Origin of the sequence: Dyadobacter sp. UC 10, assembly GCF_008369915.1 — a bacterium.
Classification (GTDB): domain Bacteria; phylum Bacteroidota; class Bacteroidia; order Cytophagales; family Spirosomataceae; genus Dyadobacter.
On record NZ_VSRN01000001.1, the window covers coordinates 227154 to 245659 of the forward strand.

Genomic DNA, 18506 nt, shown 5'->3' on the forward strand with positions numbered 1-18506 from the left:
GTTTGATGCTTTTGGCTGTTAGCTTTGGCTGTTAGCTTTTAGCTTTTAGCCGTTAGCCTTTTATGTTTTTTCGAATAACCTTTTGCTCATTTCTAATAGCTAATAGCTAACAGCCATTAACCCACTCCACCTCGAAGCCTAATGCATATAGCTTAGGGCATACTGCTTGCGAATGTAATCGTTTACATTTTGTTTCAAAAAAATAGCAGCTACACTTGCTACATTTTCACTTTAACCTGTTTTCAACTTATAACCGCACGAATTCCTTACAATCAGCTCGGTTTTTAATACAATACTTACAAATGGCCTTCCCGGATCGGCGATGCGCTGATGAAGCAGTTCTATTGTAATCCTGCCGATTTCAAAACCCGACTGCCGCACGGCGGTAAGTGGCGGGTTTAGCGACATCGCCCAGTACATATCATCAAAACCAACAATCGCAACCTCCTCCGGGATCTTCAATCCTCTGGTGTGGATCGTTTCCAACGCCCCGAGCGTCAACAGGTTATTGGACGTAAAAATTGCGCTCGGCGGGTTGGGCATATCCAGCAGCTGAGCTGTGAGCTCCACGCCGCTTTGGTGGTCCGAATTGCGGCCTAAAATAATGTCCCGGTCAATCGCGATTCCATATTTATTTAACGCGGCTTCATAACCAGAAATTCTTTCTATGGTAGTAGGAATCAATGCATTACCTGAGATATGCGCAATGCGCGTGTGTCCTGTTTTGATCAAATGCTCTACCGCGTCAAACGCCCCCTGGTAGTTATCGACCTTTACCACGTCCAAATCTACATTGGCCAGTCCCCGGTCAATACAAACCACCGCATAACCTTCTTCCACCAGCTCCTTCACATATTCATTCATGCCCGGAAACGGCGCTACAATGAATGCGTCGACGGATTCGGACTTCAATATTTCAATATAAAATTTCTGTCTTTCCTCGTTTTGCGAGAAGTTTCCGATCACGATCGCGAAATTCTTCGCATAAGCATATTGTTCAATGCCGCGGATGATATCTACATAGAACGGGTTCTGGATATCCGGAATCAATAATCCGATCAGCTTACTGGCTCCCCGTGTTGTGCGAAGCCGCTGTGCCACCCGGTTTGGCCTGTAACCCAGCTGCTTGATCACTTTCTGAACGCGCAGCTCCGTCTCCCCTTTTACTACCGTTTTGGAATTGATTACCCTGGAAACCGTTGCCGTAGAAACGCCGGCCTTATCAGCGACTTCCTTCAGACTAACTCCCTTTTGACTGGCCATGGTAACAATTCAATGTAAACGATTGCAACAATATTAAACGGAATTATTTAAATAAAAAAATATAATCTAACTATTTATAGCTTTTATACTATTCAGATTCATTTTCAACGCCTCTTACTGGCATTTTTCCTACATTTTTATGTAAAATATTTTGTTAATCATGTAAACGTTTACATTTTTACAGCGCAAAATCCTGCTTCGAAGTTTCAGTCACACCAATTACCCGGCTTTCTGATCTCACCTAACCCTTAACATTTCTTAGTTTTTATGAACTCGCCTTTACATGTACTGGACTACTGTATCATTCTGGTCTTTCTGATCGGGAGTCTCGGTTTCGGCCTTTATTTCGCCAGAACCCAGAAAACTACGCAGAATTATTTTTTGGCAAAAGGTAAGATCCCGTCGTGGGCTCTGGGTATTTCGCTGCTCGCTACATTGATCAGCAGCGTAACATTCCTCGCCTACCCCGGCACGGGCTATTCTTCCAACTGGATCCTGCTCGTTCAGGGATTAATGGTGCCAATCGTCCTGTTGATCGTCATTTGGTTCATCGTGCCGCTTTTTCGAAAAGTGATCAACCTCAGTACCTACGAATATTTTGAGCGCAGGTTTGGGCCACTGGCCCGCTATTACAGTTCCATTGCATTCGTTTTGAGGCAGTTTTCGGGAATGGGGACCGTGTTTTTCCTGCTGGCTATTTCCCTGCAAAAAATGACCAATATTGATACCGTTGTTATTATTCTGGTGGTTGGCTCGCTGATTATCATCATCAATTTACTGGGCGGTATCGAGGCGGTGATCTGGCTGGATGTTTTTCAGGGTTTCATGCTTTTCGCGAGCGGGATCATTTGCATCAGCGTACTTTTATTCTCGGTAGAAGGCGGCCCGGCGGAGGTTTGGCGCGTTGCTTCTGAAAATGGCCGGACTGGTTTTGGCCCCTATGAATGGAACCTGACCAAGCTCACATTTGTGGTGATGGCGATCAACGGGGCTTTTTACGCCGTGCAGAAATATGCTACCGACCAAACCGTTGTGCAGCGCTACCTCACCGCGAAAACTGATAAATCGGCCATTAATGCATCGCTTTTGGGGATTTTGCTGACAGTTCCGGTCTGGACGCTCTTCATGTTTATCGGTACCGCGCTTTTTGTGTTTTATAAACAAAACCCTATTCCAGCCGATCTTCGTGCGGATGCAGTGTTCCCCTATTTCATCATGACACAGCTGCCGACTGGCGTTGTAGGCCTGATCCTTTCGGCTATGATTTCGGCAGCAGTGTGCAGTCTGAGTGCCGATTTGAACTCGCTGGCTGCGGTGGGCGTGGAGGATTACTACAAAAAATTCAGTCCGGGAAAAACGGATAAGCAATATCTGTATGCATCAAAAATGATTGTGGTGATGTCCGGCCTGATTTCCGTGGGCATTGCGATGTTGTACCTCAATGCAGGCGATGAGGGTGTTTTGGGCATTGTGTTTACGCTATATGCAATTTTCTCGGGTGGAATTGTGGGCATATTTCTGCTGGGATTATTCAGCGCAAGAGCTAACAATCAAGGAATTAATATCGCAATTGTCACTTGTATCCTATTCACAGCCTACGCTTTTCTGACCTCCACCCCCATAGGTATCGGAGAAAACAAACGCCTGCTTCTGGATATGGGTGCGCTGAATTTCACGCACCATAAACTGATGCTTGGTGTTTACAGCCACCTTATTGTGATCGGGGTCGGATATGTAGCCAGTTTATTTTTCCCCAAACCGGTCTTAGACAAAAGACTGCTATACAGTGGCTGGCGGGAGATCAGCGAACAAAAAGAACGGGAGACAATCGCTTAGCATGAATCATTTTCTACCTGCCGCCGGTAACGTCGATAAAAATTCCGGTGGAGAAGGATGATTTCTCTGTTGAAAGCCAGAGGATTGCCTCGGCTACTTCTGATGCGAGTCCGCCGCGTTTCAGTGGGATACTATCCTTGATCCTGTCGACCCGCCCCGGCTCGCCGCCAGCTGCGTGGATGTCGGTATAAATGAATGCAGGCCGCACGGCGTTTACGCGGATACCTTCTTCGGCCACCTCTTTTGAAAGTCCGATGGTAAACGCGTCGATTGCGCCTTTCGAGGCGGCGTAATCAATATATTCGTTTGGCGCCCCGGTCCTGGCAGCGATTGAAGACACATTGACGATCGTGCCGCCTTCCCCGCCATTTTTCACAGACATTCTTTTGATCGCCTCGCGCGAACAAAGAAACTGCCCGGTGATATTGGCCGCAAAAATCCGGTTAAGTCGGGCCGCGTCCATATCTTCCAGCCGCATCTGGCGTTCCAATATACCTGCATTGTTGACCAATGCATGCAGGTTCCCGAAAAGCCGGTCGGTTTCGGTGAAAAGCCGGAGAATATCTTCTTCTTTTGAAATATCAGCCTGGATAGCGACGGCCTTCCCGCCTGTTTGTATAATGTCCGAAACCACTTTTTCAGCAGCAGCCTGGTTCTGATGGTAATTAACAACGACGGCAAAACCGTTTTCAGCGGCCAGATAAGCAGTCGCTGCGCCTATTCCCCGGCTTGCGCCTGTAATGAGCATTGTCTTCATTTTATTGCTATTTGTTCAGGTTTAAGTGTTTCGGGATTTGTCTTCAAATTTAGCTCCGCTTTCAGCTTTACCAGCTCTCCGAGCATCTTGGTTTCCTGCACTGCCTGACTTAGATCCATCTTTGCGGCTATGTTCATCATCTCGAAATTGAGCGTTTCAATTTCTGTTCTCCGGCCCGCACGAATATCCTGCAAAGTGGAAATAAGTTGCCCGTCGGACGAGCGGCTGATCTGCAACAGGTTTTCTTCAACTTCATGTACTGTAAGCAGGATACCGCTTGCACTAGCAATAGCAATGCATTCCCCGATCACACGCCGGGCAATATCGAGCGCCACTTCGTTTCTTTGAAAAACACCGTTGTCTGTTTCCAGCAGCGGACAAACCGAGTTGAAAACACAATTGATAATCGCCTTTTTCCAGACAATGTCCTGGATATGCGCCTTACTGTGGAATTCAAAATGCGGCGTCGTCAATTGCCTGACGATATGCTGCAAACAATCAGTATTTCCACGCTCGATACCAACCGGGCAGGACGCCACAGGTTTGAAACGAACCGTGGTTTCGTCGATGATCTGGCTCGTTACAAATAATACGCAGCGGTATACTTCCGGAAAACCGTGTGTTAAAAAAGGCTGCTCCACACCCAGCCCGTTTTGCAGCAACAAAATAGGCGAACTGCCCGTTTTGTTCTTCAATGCAACGGCCAGCTGCTCATTTGCGAACGATTTGTTGGCCAGGACAATCAGACCATTGAGCATCGGAAACGCATTAAGGGTGGAAACCACGACCTCAGCTTCGTGCAAAGTTCCGTCGGACATTTGCACGCGGATCTGTTCAACTTTCCGGCTGCCGTCGTTCACACTACCCCTGATGAGCGTCACTTTTCGTCCCGAAAGTCTCAGAAAAACGGCCAGCGCCTTCCCGATCGCGCCGCACCCGATGATGTAGATATGGTCTGAATTTAAATGCATGCTGTTCTTTAAACTGCCGGGGGCAAATTTGGATAAAAGAAAATTACAATAGCAGATGCAGTTTTACTATTTTTAATGATAGCAGTTTTATAATATGAAAAAAGAAGATACCGGCAAAAGCAAATTTGTCTACCTCCGGATTGCGGGCATTATCGAACAGCACATATTGGACAATACATGGCGCACCGGCGACAAACTCCCGTCGCTGCGTACCATTTGCAGTGACTACGGCGTGAGCCAGAACACTGCCCTCAGCGCCTACTACCATTTGGAAAGTAAGATGCTCATCGAGACCCGGCCTCAATCGGGCTATTATGTCAGATTCGCAGGCACCAAAACTCCCCAGTTACCTGGCATCAGCAGTCCGTCCACCATCGCGAGCTTCGGTATGAGCGATCGGCTGGTGAGCAAAGTGTACGACAACCTCGGCGAAGGCGGGCACTTACCGCTTGCGCTCGCCACGCCGGCCAACGAGCTTTTACCGATTGCCAAACTCAACAAAGGTTTACTCCTCGCAACCCGCGAGCTGCAAGGCAGCGGAGTGGCCTACGATAAGGCCGAAGGAAACGAAAGACTGCGAAGGCAAATAGCCCGCCGGGCATTTGCGATGGAATGCAGCTTGAGCCACCACGACATCATTACGACCAGCGGCTGCCTGAACGCACTCTCCTATTGTTTGATGTCCGTTACTGAGAAAGGCGACACCGTCGCGATGGAAAGTCCGGTTTCGTTTGGAATGCTCCAACTGGCCGAAGCACTGGGTTTGAAAGTATTGGAATTGCCCACAGACCCCGGCTCGGGCGTAGACCTGAATGCCTTTGAAGGTGCGCTGAAAAATGAAAAGGTAAAAGCCAGCCTGCTGATCAGCAATTTCAACAACCCGCTGGGAAGCTGCATGCCTGACGAAAACAAAAGAGCCGCCGTGCAGCTGGCTGAAAAGTACAATATACCACTGGTTGAAAATGACATTAGCGGCGATGTATACTTTGAGCAGCACCGCCCAAAATCTTGCAAAACCTACGACCGGAGCGGGATAGTACTCTGGTGCGGTTCGGTGTCCAAAACACTTGCTCCCGGCTACCGTGTGGGCTGGGTGGCGCCGGGCAAATTCAAAGAAACTATATTGAAAATGAAGCTGTATCACAGCATTTCGGGCACTTCGATCACGCAGGAGACGATCGCCGGATTTCTGGAAAGCGGGCGCTATGAAAGCCACTTAAGGAAACTCCGCCACACCCTGCACGGTAATATGCTCAGGTACTCAGGTGCCATCGCAGACTATTTCCCCGAAGGTACCAAAGCCAGCAGGCCACAAGGCGGCTCGGTTTTGTGGGTTGAGCTGCCGGCACATATCGATACGGTCGACCTCTACGAAAAAGCACTCACTCGCAACATCAGCTTCGCCCCGGGGAAGATTTTCACCCTGCAGAATCAGTATCAAAGCTGTATGCGCCTGAACTACGGCTTGCTGTGGAATGAACAGACTGAGGCACAGTTGAAAGCACTTGGAGAACTTGCGAAACAATAATGAGAGCCAGGAAGATGCCGGCCAATCCGGGGCCTGCGCAATAATGCATCAACGTTTTAATAATCAGTAAACTCTGCTGAATATTCCTCTGATGCCTGTCAAAATTTATCCGACCTGGGTTTGAGTGTAAAAAGCAATGCAGCCATCACCACCATGCAAATGGAAGATATTCTGAAAAGAAGTCCCACATCGACATTCAGATCCCGCAACCAGCCACCGGCGTAAAGACTCACCCCACCTACGAGGCAGGAAATGAAGTTGAGAATCCCGTAGGCGGTGGCAATCAGCCGGCGATCCACGATCTGCGTGAGCATGGGCATCATGTTTACATCCAGAAAAACCCGGAAAAAACTGAATGCCACAAAACCAGGCAAAGCAAATGCGAGGGTATCGGCCATACTTGCAAAAAAGATAGCCGGCGCGGCAATCAGCAAACCGATCGCAGGAACCAGCATTCTGGCCCGAGGACTGCGTTTTGACCAGCGATCAGCCAAAACGCCTCCTGTAAGTACACCTAACAGTGCCGCCGTATAAATATAGCCGGTGGAATATACCCCCGCCATACTTTGGCTGAGGTTGAAATGTTCCTTAAAATAGGTCGGCAGCCACCCCGTAACCAGCCAGACGACAATGCCTCCCGTTCCCCAAAACAGCAGCGTGGTAATATACTGCCGGTTAAATACCAACGCCCGGATGGCTCGTTTCAAATCCAGACCGGCATCCGCTGGCGCCATCTCCGGGTGAAGGTCGGGCTGAACTTCAGTTTTAGGCGCTTCCCGCAGCAGTACGGCGAGGAATAGAGCATACACGATGCCGAACAATCCGAAAGACAAAAATGCGTAATTCCAGCTATGCGTTTCGGCCAGCCAGCCGCCCACAAAACCCAGGCTCTGCCCGATCATAATGCCCGCCATATGGATCCCATTGGCCAGCGAACGGGTGGTGCCTTTGTGATAATCCATGATCAGCGCCAATCCCGCCGGAATGTAACAGGCTTCGCTGATGCCCATCAAAGCCCGTGTCAGTAATAACCCTTCATAGGTAGTAACATAAGATGTGAGCAGGGTCACGAGCGACCAAACGAACAAACTACCAATAATTACCCAGGAACGCTTGAACCGGTCGGCCAAAAATCCGCCCATCGGGCTCAGAAACCCATATATCCACAAGAATAAGGAGGTTAGCAGCCCAAATTGCGCATCGGTCATGGGTATGGATTCGACTATAGAGAACCGCATGGTCGTGATCATCATCCGGTCCAGGTAATTGAGGCAACCCACGACACTGAGCAGTCCGACAACCAGCCAGGCATAACGCCGTGACCCTTTTTCAATGGAAATTAATGGCATAGCAGATGTTGGGTACGGATTGCTTGCATATCGCTTTGTAATTTTTGGCTGAACAGGCTCATATCATTACTGTGAATGACCATATCGACACCTTCCCTGGCCCACCGGGCCTGAATTTCGGGCCCCATCCAGAACTGAATTCCGACATGCTTTCCGGCTTTGCGCGTGCTGCTGACAATGCGCTGCACAGCTTCTTCAAAATCGGGATGATCGTATTGTTCCGCAATGCCGAGACTTACCGACAGATCATGCGGACCAATGAAAACTCCGTCCAGACCTGGCTGAGCAAGCAATGCATCAAGCCTTTCAAGGGCAGGCTTGCTCTCAATGTTGGCGATTAGCAAGTGCCCTGCATTGTATTCCTGCAGGTATTTCGAAGTGTAATCAGAAATCAAGGTCGTATCTGCCAATGCAGATTCCAGCAATTCTCCTTTCAAAGGTCTGTACTTTATCGCCCCCGTGAGTGCGGTGAGCTGTGCGACGGTTTCAATGTAAGGTGCCACGATTCCAATCGCTCCGGCATCGAGCGCCTGCACGGCCAGAACAGGATCGGGATTAGCAATGCGGACAATCGGCGTAATGCCCATGTACCGCAGAAGCCAGCAGGTTTCGGACAAACTCGTCCGGTCGGCAGGAATATGCTCTGTATCCAGAAACACAAAATCCAGTTCCGCGCCTTCAACGGTTCGCAGCCAGCGCGACGACAAGTTGGTAAGACACGTCCCGTAAACGGTGGCCCCCTCCGAAAGTTTCATTAGCAAATCGTCCTTTTTCATCTGCATTACATTTATTTCTGAGTTATTACCAGCTTGTCCAGCCACCATCCACGACCAGGTTATGTCCCGTGACAAAAGCAGATGCGTCCGAGGCCAGAAAAACCACCGGCCCCTGGATATCGCGGTCGCTGGCAAACCGGCCCAGTGGGGTAAGTCGTTTGTAGTTCGCGATAAATTCCGCTTTTCCTTCCATCATTTCAACGCCGGGCCCATAGCCCCCCGGACTAATGCAATTGGCGCGGATGTTGAACCCGCCGTAATAATTGGCCAGCCATTTGGTGAAACCTACCATCCCCCATTTGTCATAAGTATAATTGACAGGACTAGTCATGCCCGTTTCACCGTAAACCGGGAAATGCGGACCTACTACACCCTGGATGGATCCGATATTGATGATATTGCCACTACCCCGTTCCCGCATCCCTTTTACTACTTCCCTGGTAATCAGCATAAGTCCGGTAGCATTGACACGCTGGGCAGCTTCCCAGTCGGCCGCGTTCATATGTTCGAGATCACTGAATCCCTGACGCGAAACGGCGTTATTGACCAGGATATCGACCTTCCCGAATTGCGCAGTAACAACTTTTACAAACTCGATAATGGAATCTTCGGATGCCAGATCCAGTTCCCAGCCACTGGCTTTCAGGCCCTGATCGACGAGGGTTTGCGCAAATTCCCGGCAATTTTCAGTATTACGGGAAGCGATTACCACTTCGGCCCCGGCGCTGGCAAGTGCAGCGGAAATGGGCGCACCAAACAGCCCCGTTCCTCCCGTTACCACAGCCACTTTGCCGGAAAGATCAAATAAGTCACTCATATCATTTTTAGTTTAAAATATTGATCGTCGTGCGGCATCTAGCCGAACTATGATCAGTTCCACAAAGCCGGCGTGATCACTTCGATCGGCACATCGGTACTCAGTTTCAACAATTCATTTCTCAGTTCGGGAGCTAGCAATGGTGCATTTAAAAGCCTGATATTGGCTTCTACCTGCACGATGTTTTCAGCCCCGATCACCAGACTGTCTACCGTTTCCAAATCCCGGATGAAGCTGAATGCAAGTTCAGCTAATGTGATACGGTGGTCGGCGGCGAGCTGATTGAGTTTTTTCAGATAGGGTGCTGCTGCGCTCAGTTTACCGCTCAGATCTTCCGGGTCTTTCCAGAAAAGCCCTTGCAAAAACACACTCCGGACCATAACCAGTTTTCCTTTGTCATGAAGCTTTTGAAGCGTTCCATTTGCAATAATTTCCTGATCGAGCACATTCAGCGGGATCTGTAATACTTCAAATGCGTGATCTGCCAAAAGGTCATTGGCCTCGGATGAATAGTACAATGAAATGCCCCCATGCGCGATCAGATTTTCGTCTTTTAACCTGTCAAGCAATTCAGGAACAACGTTTTTGACCTGTTCCATCGATTCGGACGCTCCTTTGTGATAGAGTATCAAAGGCAGTTTTTGAATTCCAAGCCGCGTAAGTGACTTTTCAACGATCCCTTTAACTTCTGTCCAGACTTTTTCAAGATCAGATGCCAGATCCGTATCATACTTGAATTTTGATACGATAAAAATGTCTTCTTTTTTAACTCCGGCCAGATAACTTCCAAGTACATCTTCGGAAGTGCCGTAGGTTGGGGATGTGTCGAAACTGTTTATCCCGTTTGCAGCCGATGCAGCGAGTAACGCGTGGGCTTCCGCTACGCTGGGGGCGCCCTGGCGGTTGGCAATGCCATAATCCATCCCAAGCTGAACCGTACCCAGCGCCAGCTTCGAAACTTTGTATGTATGGAAAGATGTGTACTTCATATGCTAGCGCACTTCTACAATCGTGGGTGTACGGATTCCGGGTTTTATTTCACCACTGATATAAAGCCAGGATGATTGGTAAGGCACCACGGCCAGCGTAACACGCGCAGGAAAATCCTGTTGATCGCTAATGTATTCCCAGGTATCATTCCCGGGATAATAATACAGCATCGAGCGGCCGATGCCCGGGTGCGTTTGAGGCGTACGGTAGCGGGCAGTGACCGCATCCACGCCACCCCATACCAGCATGCGGTCGGGACGTATCTGCGGAAGTGTGCCGGCAGCCGAAACACCTCTGGGAATGGGCGCCATTTTCTTCCATGCCGCATTCCATTTTCCGTCGGCGTAATTCAGTTTCATTTCATAATTATCCAGTAGAATGTTCCTGAACTTTTCGCCAAATGCATTCAGCCCGGTCGTCTCTCCTCCCATCAGAAAAATGCGGTCTCCGAACACCCCGCTGGCAGGCAAAGTGCGCTCGGGACCGGGCCATGCATTCAGCGACTGCCACCCTCTATCCGATTTTGACAGATCGAGCAGAAATGCCCGCGCCAACGGACTACTTGTGGGAGAATTGGTCCCTCCCATAATCACCAGACAATCGCCCAGCAGATTTCCAGCCATGTATGCCAGCGGCTCGGGCAATGGCGGCAGATCCTTTTTTATAAGTTTATTATTGATCCATTCATAACTGAATACCGAAGAAAGATGGTCGCCGGACGTGCATCCGCCGACGAGGATCACCTGATCTTTATAGCTCACGGTAACGCCATATCCCGCTGCCTGCGGCAATTTTTCGGTTAACAACTGCCATTTCCCATCTGAAAATGCATAAATGTGATCGTACCATTTCTTCGCGCCGCCTTCCCACGGAAATTTGTCAGGAAAATTGGCGCCGCCCATTGCGAGCAAAGTACCATGCGATACGCCTGCGTACATGGCTGCAAAACCGCGACTGTCGGGGAGGGAAGGAAAAGCGGACCAGGTCAATGGGGCTGGTTGAGCCATTAGCGTAATGGAATAAAGGAATGTCAGTAAAAAATAAAAAAGTGCTCGCTGCCCCGGGAAATGCATATTCAATCAGTTAACAGTGAATGGAAACGACTTCTGGCTAATAAGAACGGTAATCTGCATCACCGCCCCCGGACCCGGTTCTCCATACCCGCCCGTTACCAGCAACTGTTTTCGGGAAGGGGTATCGGTTATAAAAGCCAGGTTGCTGGTTAATGGGAGTTCCGTATCAATCGAAAATAGCCATGTACTCTCGGCAGAAATGATCTGAATGGCCTGCATTCCGTAGTGCGCCACCCAAAGTCTTCCCTCCCGATCCACAGCCAGCCCATCGGGCAGATTGCATGCCGGATCAAGACTGGAATGGGCCGGAAGCCCGATGCAGGAATAACCCGGCTCCGGCTCCCCGGGCGCTGCCAGATCATACACGCGAATACGGTTTGCGTAGCTTTCTGCCACATACAAGCGGGTTTCACCTCGGTTCAATGCGATCCCATTGGCGTAGTCGATGCCATCGGCCACGCATTTCTCAATGCCATCGCTGCCTCGAAAAAAAACCTTCCCATCTGAACGGATTGAGTCTGTAAAATACAGATTCCCCGAGCTGTCGACCAGCAGGTCGTTGGGTGTTTGCACCGGAATTCCACCACAAGTACCATTGATGATATAGCCTGCAAATGATCCGTCGGCACGATAGGTAGCAATCCTGCCCGACCTGGATTCACAGACCAGATGTTCGCCGCTACTCAAAATGACCTGCCCGTTCGGACAATCACCCGGCGCCCAAACAGCCGTTTTACCATCCCGAAATACACGCAAAATCTGCCTGCCCGAAAGCGTTGTCACAAACCATTCATCCGCAGAACCTACTGCCGGGCCTTCGGAATAAAATGCGAGGTCAGCCAGCTTTTGTACCTGGTATTCAAACATATTCGAAAGGAAAAAGTGGAATGCGCCGGTGCAAAAACTTAAAACGGGTCATATCCGCACCGGTGGTCCCGGGGGTATCTATTTTACAAATGGTTTTACAAACCGACTGGTAAGCAGCAATAGGCGCATTTACACCCTTGGCTACGATATAATCGAAATCTACGGGCCGCAATCCTTTGGAAAGCAATTGTTCCAGACTATAAGGTACTGTCCGCAACGAAGTAAGCATGATCGTTTGTCCGGTCGCAGTAGTGATGATCGCCGACTGTCCCATATCAAAATTGACAAATCCGCCATGCTTCGGGGTTGATTCTGAGAAATGCCCGTCGATCATTCTGCTGCTCACCACCGAAACCCTGTATCCGGTCTCACCTACACGAAGTGAAAAAGGGAGTTCAGGGTTTTGGCCCAAAACTTTCACTGCCTCAGGGTCGTAAATGCATATAAACATCCCGGACAGCCGCGCCTCATCAAATGCTTCCAGCAAATGCGTACTCGCTGCCGATCCGCCCCCACCTACATTATCTCCCATATCAAGCAGCAAAACCGGTTTTTCAAGTTCGGAAAGCTGAGGGATCAGGGAATAAATAGCTGTTTTGATACCATTGAAAGTAGCCAGTCGCGGCTGAACATAAGCCAGCAATTGTGCGGTTGCTTGGGCTATTCCCGTATTTCCTTTTTCATATATTAATAAAAAAGCAGATCCCATTTCGGCAACATCCGCGTAAGGAAACCCCAGCAGCAGGCTCACAGACTGTAAGTTGAACGCTGCCCGCACTTGCCCGGCACATTCGAGCAGGCCACGACAGGGAGGTTCCGCCATATTCTGCTGCTCAATGCTGATCGCCATCGGCAGTTGAAGTAACGTCTGCTCATACTGCTTTCCTTCCAAAAGGATCGAAACCATCAGCCGGGCTGCTTTCCGGCCGACTTCCGCCTGATCCAGGTGTGGGTTGGTCTGGTAGGGAAACAAAGCCGTAGTCGACGAGGCCATGAGCGGGCTCACATTAGCATGCGGGTCCAGCGTTCCGACTATGGGCATTTCCGGTCCGACGCGGAGCCGGAGTTGTTGCAGCCAGTACCCGTCCATATCAGGATGCAGCTCGCTCACACCTGCTCCATGCGGCGCCACCAGAATGCCGTCGAATGGCCCGGATTTATCCAACAGTGCAAACATTCTGGAAAGCATGGAATCCAATGCTTCTTTCGTGACCATTCCGCCCGGTGTGGCGTAGGCATAAAAAACGGGGACAAGAGTAAGCTCGCTCACCTGTTCGATCACCCCGGCCATCCCGCTGATCTCGTGGTGGCCACCCCGGTATTCGTCCAGGATCTGCTCCTGTTCAAGCCAGAAGCCATGATGGAATGCCCCGAGGTCGGTTAACTCGGGTGCGAACGTGTTCGTTTCATGGTAGATCCCCAGTAAAGCGACTCTTTTTTGGATCATTCGGGAAGAAGAAAAACGGCATCCACCTCAAATTTCAACAACTCCCCAAGACATCCGATCAGCGTAGTCCGCGCCGGGTAAGGTTCCTGAAAATATTCCCGGTAAATAGCATTGAACTCTGCCAGATATTCCTGTTTTCCAACATAATTCCGCACCTGCACCGCATCGTCAAACGTGACCCCGGCGGCTTCGGCAATGCGTCTGAGATTGTCAAAAGACCGTCTGCATTCACCTGCAAATGTATCATTCACAATATTTCCGTGATCGTCAGTCGATGCCTGGCCGGAAACAAAAACGTGTCCTCCCGATACAATCGCCGGAGAGAATGGTAAAGAACTCACGGGCAGATTATCTCCTTTTATTACTTTTTTTGAACTCATAATACTCCAAATGTTTGATATGCCTCCATTGCTTTCATTCCGTTCTTAATGGCATCCCGGGTACGGTTTTCTGCTGAGATCTTCTCCTTCGCTGCCTGGATCACCCGTTCCTCGATCTCCTGTGGAATCACGACGATCCCATCCACGTCTGCAAACACGATATCACCGGGATGGAAGATTACGCCATCCATTTCCACGGGTATGTCGATGTCGATCACCCGCTGGCGGTTTTGGCTGTCATAAGGATTACGGCCAGTGGCGAAAACCGGAAATTTCATCTCCTTCATTTTCGCTATATCCCGCACTGCGCCATGTACGATAGTACCCACACAGCCACTGTTACTGGCAGCCGTAGCCAGCAACTCGCCGAATATGCCGGAGCGGTCCGAACCTTGTGCAGCCGCAATGAGGACATCGCCCGGCTGGCAGGAATCTACCGCCTTCAATTCCAGGTCATATGGGTTTGCATCCTTGTGGAACATGTCTGCCCAAAGCGTGGTTTTGCATCGTCCCATCAGTTTTTCTACGCCTGTAAAGGCATGAAACGGGATCCGGGTGGCCTGCCGGGTATAACCCATCGCATCCAGAACATCCGCCACGACAGCCACATATAATTCTTCTTTTAAACTGTTAAAATCAAGCATTTTTAATCCAGATTAGTGACTTGCTACGCTTCTTTGAGTCCAAAACTATCGATCGCATCCATCATGGCGATTACCTCCTCATCGGTCCAGGGCATTTCCGGCGCCAGCAGCGGAGGTTTCGGCGTACCGATTTGGATGCCGTATTTAAGCTCCATTCCTCGGACGATAAATGTCCAGATGCAGGGAAGTATCTTTTCAATGAGCCCCTGGAACTGAAGCATGAAATCCTGGGCTTCTAATACACGTCCTTCCAAAAAGCTGCTTCGGATATATTTGCAGGTCGGACCGAACATGTTATAAAAAGAACCGATCGCACCCGCGGTACCGCAGATCGCTGCCTGGCACATCAGCTCATCGGCTCCACTGAACAGCTGCCATTTGTCCCCTGCAAGGTTGCTGATCGAGCCGATTTCCAGCAATTTGTCGGTAGTGAGCTTCATGCCTTTAACCTGCGGCAGATCGAGCAGCCTCAAAATCACGTCCCGGTTGGCAGCTCCGCCGATCTGGTATGGAAAGAAGGGAAGATCAGTTGCTTCTGCAATCCGGCGGTAATGCGTGAAAGCCATTTCGCTTCCGCCAGCATAATAAATCGGGCCCACGGACGAAATTCCGTCAGCACCGTTATCGGCAGCATGCCTGGCGAGACGGATGGATTCCTCCGTATTCATGGCACCTACCTGCACCATCACCGGCACGCGCCCGTTGGCGATCTTTACCGTTCTCTGCGTAATGGATTTTCGTTCCTCCTCACTGAACAGGAATCCCTGACCAGTGGAGCCCAGCAGGTACAGGCCGTCCATTTCCTGACTGATGAGGAGTTCGATCAGCTTTTCGAGTTCCGACTCATTGAGCTTTCCGTCGGGGTGAACAGGTGTAAGCAGCGCGGGCCACACACCTTTGAATGTATGATTTGTCATTTGGTATTACTTAAAATTGATATAATCAGGATAATAATTGAGCAAGTTTTTTAAATGCGTTGTCTATGTCTGCGGGAGTAACCGGCGGCAGGGAAAATCCGGAATCCACCGTGGCCATATCCTTGAAACCACTGCCTGTGACCAGGCAAACGATGTTTGCATTTGGATCGAGCTCTCCATTTGAAATGGCTTTTTCCACACCTGCGAGCGCCACCGCACCGGCGGGTTCGCAGAAGATCCCTTCGCGGAAAGCCAGCTCCTTATGCCAGCGCAGTACGGCGGCATCCGAAATGGTTTGACCTGTACCTCCCAGTGCTTTACAGGCTGCGATCGTTTCATTGCCGTCGAGCACACTGGCAACCTGCAGTCCGCTGATCCGGGTGGTCGAATGTCCCACACTTTTTGCAGGTATGCCCGTCCGCAGGGAAGTGGCGATGGTATCGTTTCCTTCCGGCTGAATGCAATGGACCTTTGCCTGCCCTTTTCTCCCGATTACTCCACGCGCCACCGCCAGCGTAAGCCCGCCGCCACCTGCGGGGACAAAGATTTCGGTAGTACCATCGAGTGCATCGAGAATTTCGTGCGCAATACTTTCCACCCCCGCCATTCCCGACGCACAAAACCGGTAGGCACTGATCGGAAGCGGCCGGTTAAGTTTCCCGGTTAGGTTTTCAAGATGGTCCATGACGCGGCTGGTTACCTCCGCCGAGGTGCCGAAGCCATCGATCATCAGCAATTCGGCCCCATACAGCTGCATTTGTTTCAGCTTGGGCATCGGAGCGCCGTCTACCACGGCAATGATGCATTTGATCTGTGCCGCAGCGCAATAAGCTGCCAAAGCCGCGCCGGTATTCCCGCTCGATGTTGCAATACAGCGGGTTTGCCGGTTGCCGACCATTTCGCTCACCAGTGCCGCCGCAAAACGGTCTTTATAGGAGCCGGTGGGGTTCAGATTTTCCAGCTTGAAATATAGATTCGGCAGACCCATCGCCGGCCCGATGTTGCGGGATCTTACCAAAGGTGTATTTCCTTCCCCCAGACTCAAGCGATCGGGCTGGGAAGTAGAGTTTAATGGATCGTTCAAGACCTGGTTCGCGTTCAAAATTCTTCCGGAAATTGTATTTTCTTAATTGAATAAGGGTTGAAATTCGGCTGAAACCCGCCGTCGACTGTGATTGTCGTACCGGTAATGTAGGACGCGGCATCGGAACAAAGCCAGGCAATGGTACGGCCCACTTCTGCGGCATCGCCGCCACGTCCGAGCGGGATAAAGTCGGTGAGCTGCGCGATGAGCTGGTCACTCACATTCTCTCCGTTTTGGTTTTTGTAATCGTTGCTTAGTTCCGTGCGGATAAAGCCCGGGGCAACGCAAAGAACCCGTATTCCACTGCGTCCGTACGTGATCGCCATTTCTTTGGTAAGACTTTCCAGCGCACCTTTGCAGGCAATGTAAGCGGCAGCCATTCCCGACGGCCTTTCTGCCATGATACTCGACACATTGATAATGACGCCGGGTATCTGCTGTTTTTCCATCTCCGCAGCCGCAGCCTTACCCAGGAAAACAGGGGCGGTCAGACACACACCGATTGTCTTTTCCCAGGTCGCCAGGTCCAGTGTCCGGAGCGAGCCGGCTATGCGCCAGGCAGCATTATTAAGCAGCACATCGATTCTCCCAAATCGCGCAATCGTCTCTGCGATCAGCGATTCTCGATAGGTTTCACTGTTGAGGTCCCCCGGAAAAGATGCATTTGCAATGTCCGCAGCATGGAGTTCATCCTGTAATTTCCGCAATCCTCCGGCCTCAATATCCGAGAGCATCAGTGCATAACCCAGCTCGCCGAGGATTCTGGCAGTCGCCCTTCCGATCCCTCCCGCTGCTCCCGTGATCAGGGCTACTTTTTTCGGTTCTGTCATCAAAAGGTATATTGGTTACTCGTTGTATTTTGAATTAAATCGCTAAGTCAGCGTAATCTTTCCAGGTTTTGTAATGGGCAAAATCCCGCCCAATGCATCCCCGGTTTTTACCTTCACGAGGTTTCTCAGCAAAAATGCCAGCCCGTCTACATCTGCCAGCACTTTTATAGAATCGCCGGTTACCGGATCATGTATTTTCCCCCAGCATTGACCAGCGACAACCTGGTCGCCGATCGCCACCTCCGCCTGGAAAATTCCGTCAGCCGGAGCAGGCATCATGCCCTGCAGATACCCGCTGTTGAACCGCGGATCTTCTACCCAATAGCGTTCGTGCAATGGTAATTCGGTCACTACGCCGTCGAGCATGCCAAGCTTACGCAGCAGATTAATACATCCGTCAAAATAGCCTTCGACCACTTTTTCACGAATGCCTGTACCTCCCCCGTATTCAAGATATACAGCCGGTACGCCCGCGTCTCGCGCGACAGACAGGGTGCGGCCATTCGGGGTGGATTCAGTACCCCAGATCACCGGGATCGGAAATGCCAGTGCCATCTGACGCTGCTTTTCCAGAATGTTCCCGTTCTCATGCAGCATGTAACCCACCAATGGAAAGATGTCGTACATCACCCCGCCTGTATGCATATCAACCAGATAATCAGCTTCATGGATCATAGCACTGATGATCGCCGCCGCCTGCTCTGAACTACTTCCCTCCGCATTACCCGGGCAGATTCTCGCCAGATCCAATCCATCGGGGCCGAAGCGACTTGCGTTTTCATAGGCCAGTCTGTTCACGAGCGGCATTATCGTTACTTTGCCCGCGGTCAATTTGTCTTCAAGAAAATTTCCCAGTCGGCCTGCTGCCAGTATAGGCTCATACTCGTCCCCGTGAACGCCTGAGGTTATCAGTACGTGCGGCCCTTTCTGCAAACCTTCAATTACCGTTTTCACTTCTGATGTTTTCAATAGGTTTA

18 protein-coding genes are annotated in these 18506 nt (G+C 50.5%); 2 read left to right on the forward strand and 16 right to left on the reverse strand.

Annotated features, from left to right (window positions below; genetic code table 11):
- Positions 1 to 231: 231 nt before the first annotated feature.
- A complete protein-coding gene (locus tag FXO21_RS00800) occupies positions 232 to 1263 on the reverse strand; it encodes a LacI family DNA-binding transcriptional regulator (protein ID WP_149638313.1) in 1032 nt (343 codons plus the stop codon).
- 267 nt (positions 1264 to 1530) lie between these two features.
- Between FXO21_RS00800 and FXO21_RS00805 the strand changes: the two genes are divergently transcribed.
- On the forward strand, positions 1531 to 3099 hold the full coding sequence (locus FXO21_RS00805; protein ID WP_149638314.1) for a sodium:solute symporter: 1569 nt from the start codon (positions 1531 to 1533) through the stop codon (positions 3097 to 3099).
- Between the two features lie 13 nt (positions 3100 to 3112).
- On the opposite strand, the gene FXO21_RS00810 is transcribed toward FXO21_RS00805, so the two are convergent.
- Together FXO21_RS00810 and FXO21_RS00815 are read right to left on the reverse strand one after the other, a co-directional pair.
- Complete coding sequence (locus FXO21_RS00810; protein ID WP_149638315.1) at positions 3113 to 3856, reverse strand: SDR family oxidoreductase; 744 nt, start codon at positions 3854 to 3856, stop codon at positions 3113 to 3115.
- Positions 3853 to 4827 carry a ketopantoate reductase family protein gene (locus FXO21_RS00815; RefSeq protein ID WP_149638316.1) on the reverse strand — a complete coding sequence of 325 codons (975 nt, stop codon included), beginning with the start codon at positions 4825 to 4827 and terminating at the stop codon, positions 3853 to 3855. Before FXO21_RS00815 ends, FXO21_RS00810 begins: the two co-directional genes overlap by 4 nt.
- A 94-nt stretch (positions 4828 to 4921) precedes the next feature.
- On the opposite strand from FXO21_RS00815, the gene FXO21_RS00820 reads away from it, so the two are divergent.
- Positions 4922 to 6355, forward strand: coding sequence for an aminotransferase-like domain-containing protein (locus FXO21_RS00820; protein WP_149638317.1), 1434 nt, complete (start codon positions 4922 to 4924; stop codon positions 6353 to 6355).
- Between the two features lie 98 nt (positions 6356 to 6453).
- On the opposite strand, the gene FXO21_RS00825 is transcribed toward FXO21_RS00820, so the two are convergent.
- From FXO21_RS00825 to FXO21_RS00885, 13 genes are all read right to left on the reverse strand, one after another.
- The gene (locus tag FXO21_RS00825) at positions 6454 to 7704 is read right to left on the reverse strand and encodes an MFS transporter (protein WP_149638318.1); all 1251 of its coding nucleotides are present in this window, start codon (positions 7702 to 7704) and stop codon (positions 6454 to 6456) included.
- Positions 7695 to 8480 carry an HpcH/HpaI aldolase family protein gene (locus FXO21_RS00830; protein WP_149638319.1) on the reverse strand — a complete coding sequence of 262 codons (786 nt, stop codon included), beginning with the start codon at positions 8478 to 8480 and terminating at the stop codon, positions 7695 to 7697. The genes FXO21_RS00825 and FXO21_RS00830 overlap by 10 nt, the downstream gene beginning before the upstream one ends.
- Before the next feature lie 25 nt (positions 8481 to 8505).
- The gene (locus FXO21_RS00835; protein WP_149638320.1) at positions 8506 to 9297 is read right to left on the reverse strand and encodes an SDR family NAD(P)-dependent oxidoreductase; all 792 of its coding nucleotides are present in this window, start codon (positions 9295 to 9297) and stop codon (positions 8506 to 8508) included.
- Between the two features lie 53 nt (positions 9298 to 9350).
- Positions 9351 to 10286 carry an aldo/keto reductase gene (locus FXO21_RS00840; protein ID WP_149638321.1) on the reverse strand — a complete coding sequence of 312 codons (936 nt, stop codon included), beginning with the start codon at positions 10284 to 10286 and terminating at the stop codon, positions 9351 to 9353.
- A 3-nt stretch (positions 10287 to 10289) separates the two neighbouring features.
- Complete coding sequence (locus FXO21_RS00845) at positions 10290 to 11294, reverse strand: hypothetical protein (protein ID WP_149638322.1); 1005 nt, start codon at positions 11292 to 11294, stop codon at positions 10290 to 10292.
- A gap of 72 nt (positions 11295 to 11366) precedes the next feature.
- A complete protein-coding gene (locus FXO21_RS00850) occupies positions 11367 to 12227 on the reverse strand; it encodes an SMP-30/gluconolactonase/LRE family protein (RefSeq protein WP_149638323.1) in 861 nt (286 codons plus the stop codon).
- Positions 12220 to 13674, reverse strand: coding sequence for a M81 family metallopeptidase (locus FXO21_RS00855; protein ID WP_149638324.1), 1455 nt, complete (start codon positions 13672 to 13674; stop codon positions 12220 to 12222). The genes FXO21_RS00850 and FXO21_RS00855 overlap by 8 nt, the downstream gene beginning before the upstream one ends.
- Positions 13671 to 14054, reverse strand: a complete 384-nt coding sequence (locus FXO21_RS00860; RefSeq protein WP_149638325.1) for a RidA family protein — start codon at positions 14052 to 14054, stop codon at positions 13671 to 13673. The genes FXO21_RS00855 and FXO21_RS00860 overlap by 4 nt, the downstream gene beginning before the upstream one ends.
- Positions 14051 to 14698, reverse strand: a complete 648-nt coding sequence (locus FXO21_RS00865; protein WP_149638326.1) for an RraA family protein — start codon at positions 14696 to 14698, stop codon at positions 14051 to 14053. Before FXO21_RS00865 ends, FXO21_RS00860 begins: the two co-directional genes overlap by 4 nt.
- Positions 14699 to 14721: 23 nt before the next feature.
- Positions 14722 to 15615 (reverse strand): dihydrodipicolinate synthase family protein, encoded by an 894-nt coding sequence (locus tag FXO21_RS00870; protein ID WP_149638327.1) that lies wholly within the window; start codon positions 15613 to 15615, stop codon positions 14722 to 14724.
- 25 nt (positions 15616 to 15640) lie between these two features.
- Entirely contained in the window at positions 15641 to 16699 is a 1059-nt protein-coding gene (locus FXO21_RS00875; RefSeq protein ID WP_225865510.1) for a PLP-dependent lyase/thiolase, read from the reverse strand.
- A gap of 14 nt (positions 16700 to 16713) precedes the next feature.
- On the reverse strand, positions 16714 to 17529 hold the full coding sequence (locus FXO21_RS00880) for an SDR family NAD(P)-dependent oxidoreductase (protein WP_149638328.1): 816 nt from the start codon (positions 17527 to 17529) through the stop codon (positions 16714 to 16716).
- Positions 17530 to 17571: 42 nt separating this feature from the next.
- The gene (locus FXO21_RS00885) at positions 17572 to 18498 is read right to left on the reverse strand and encodes a succinylglutamate desuccinylase/aspartoacylase family protein (RefSeq protein ID WP_225865511.1); all 927 of its coding nucleotides are present in this window, start codon (positions 18496 to 18498) and stop codon (positions 17572 to 17574) included.
- Positions 18499 to 18506 lie beyond the last annotated feature (8 nt).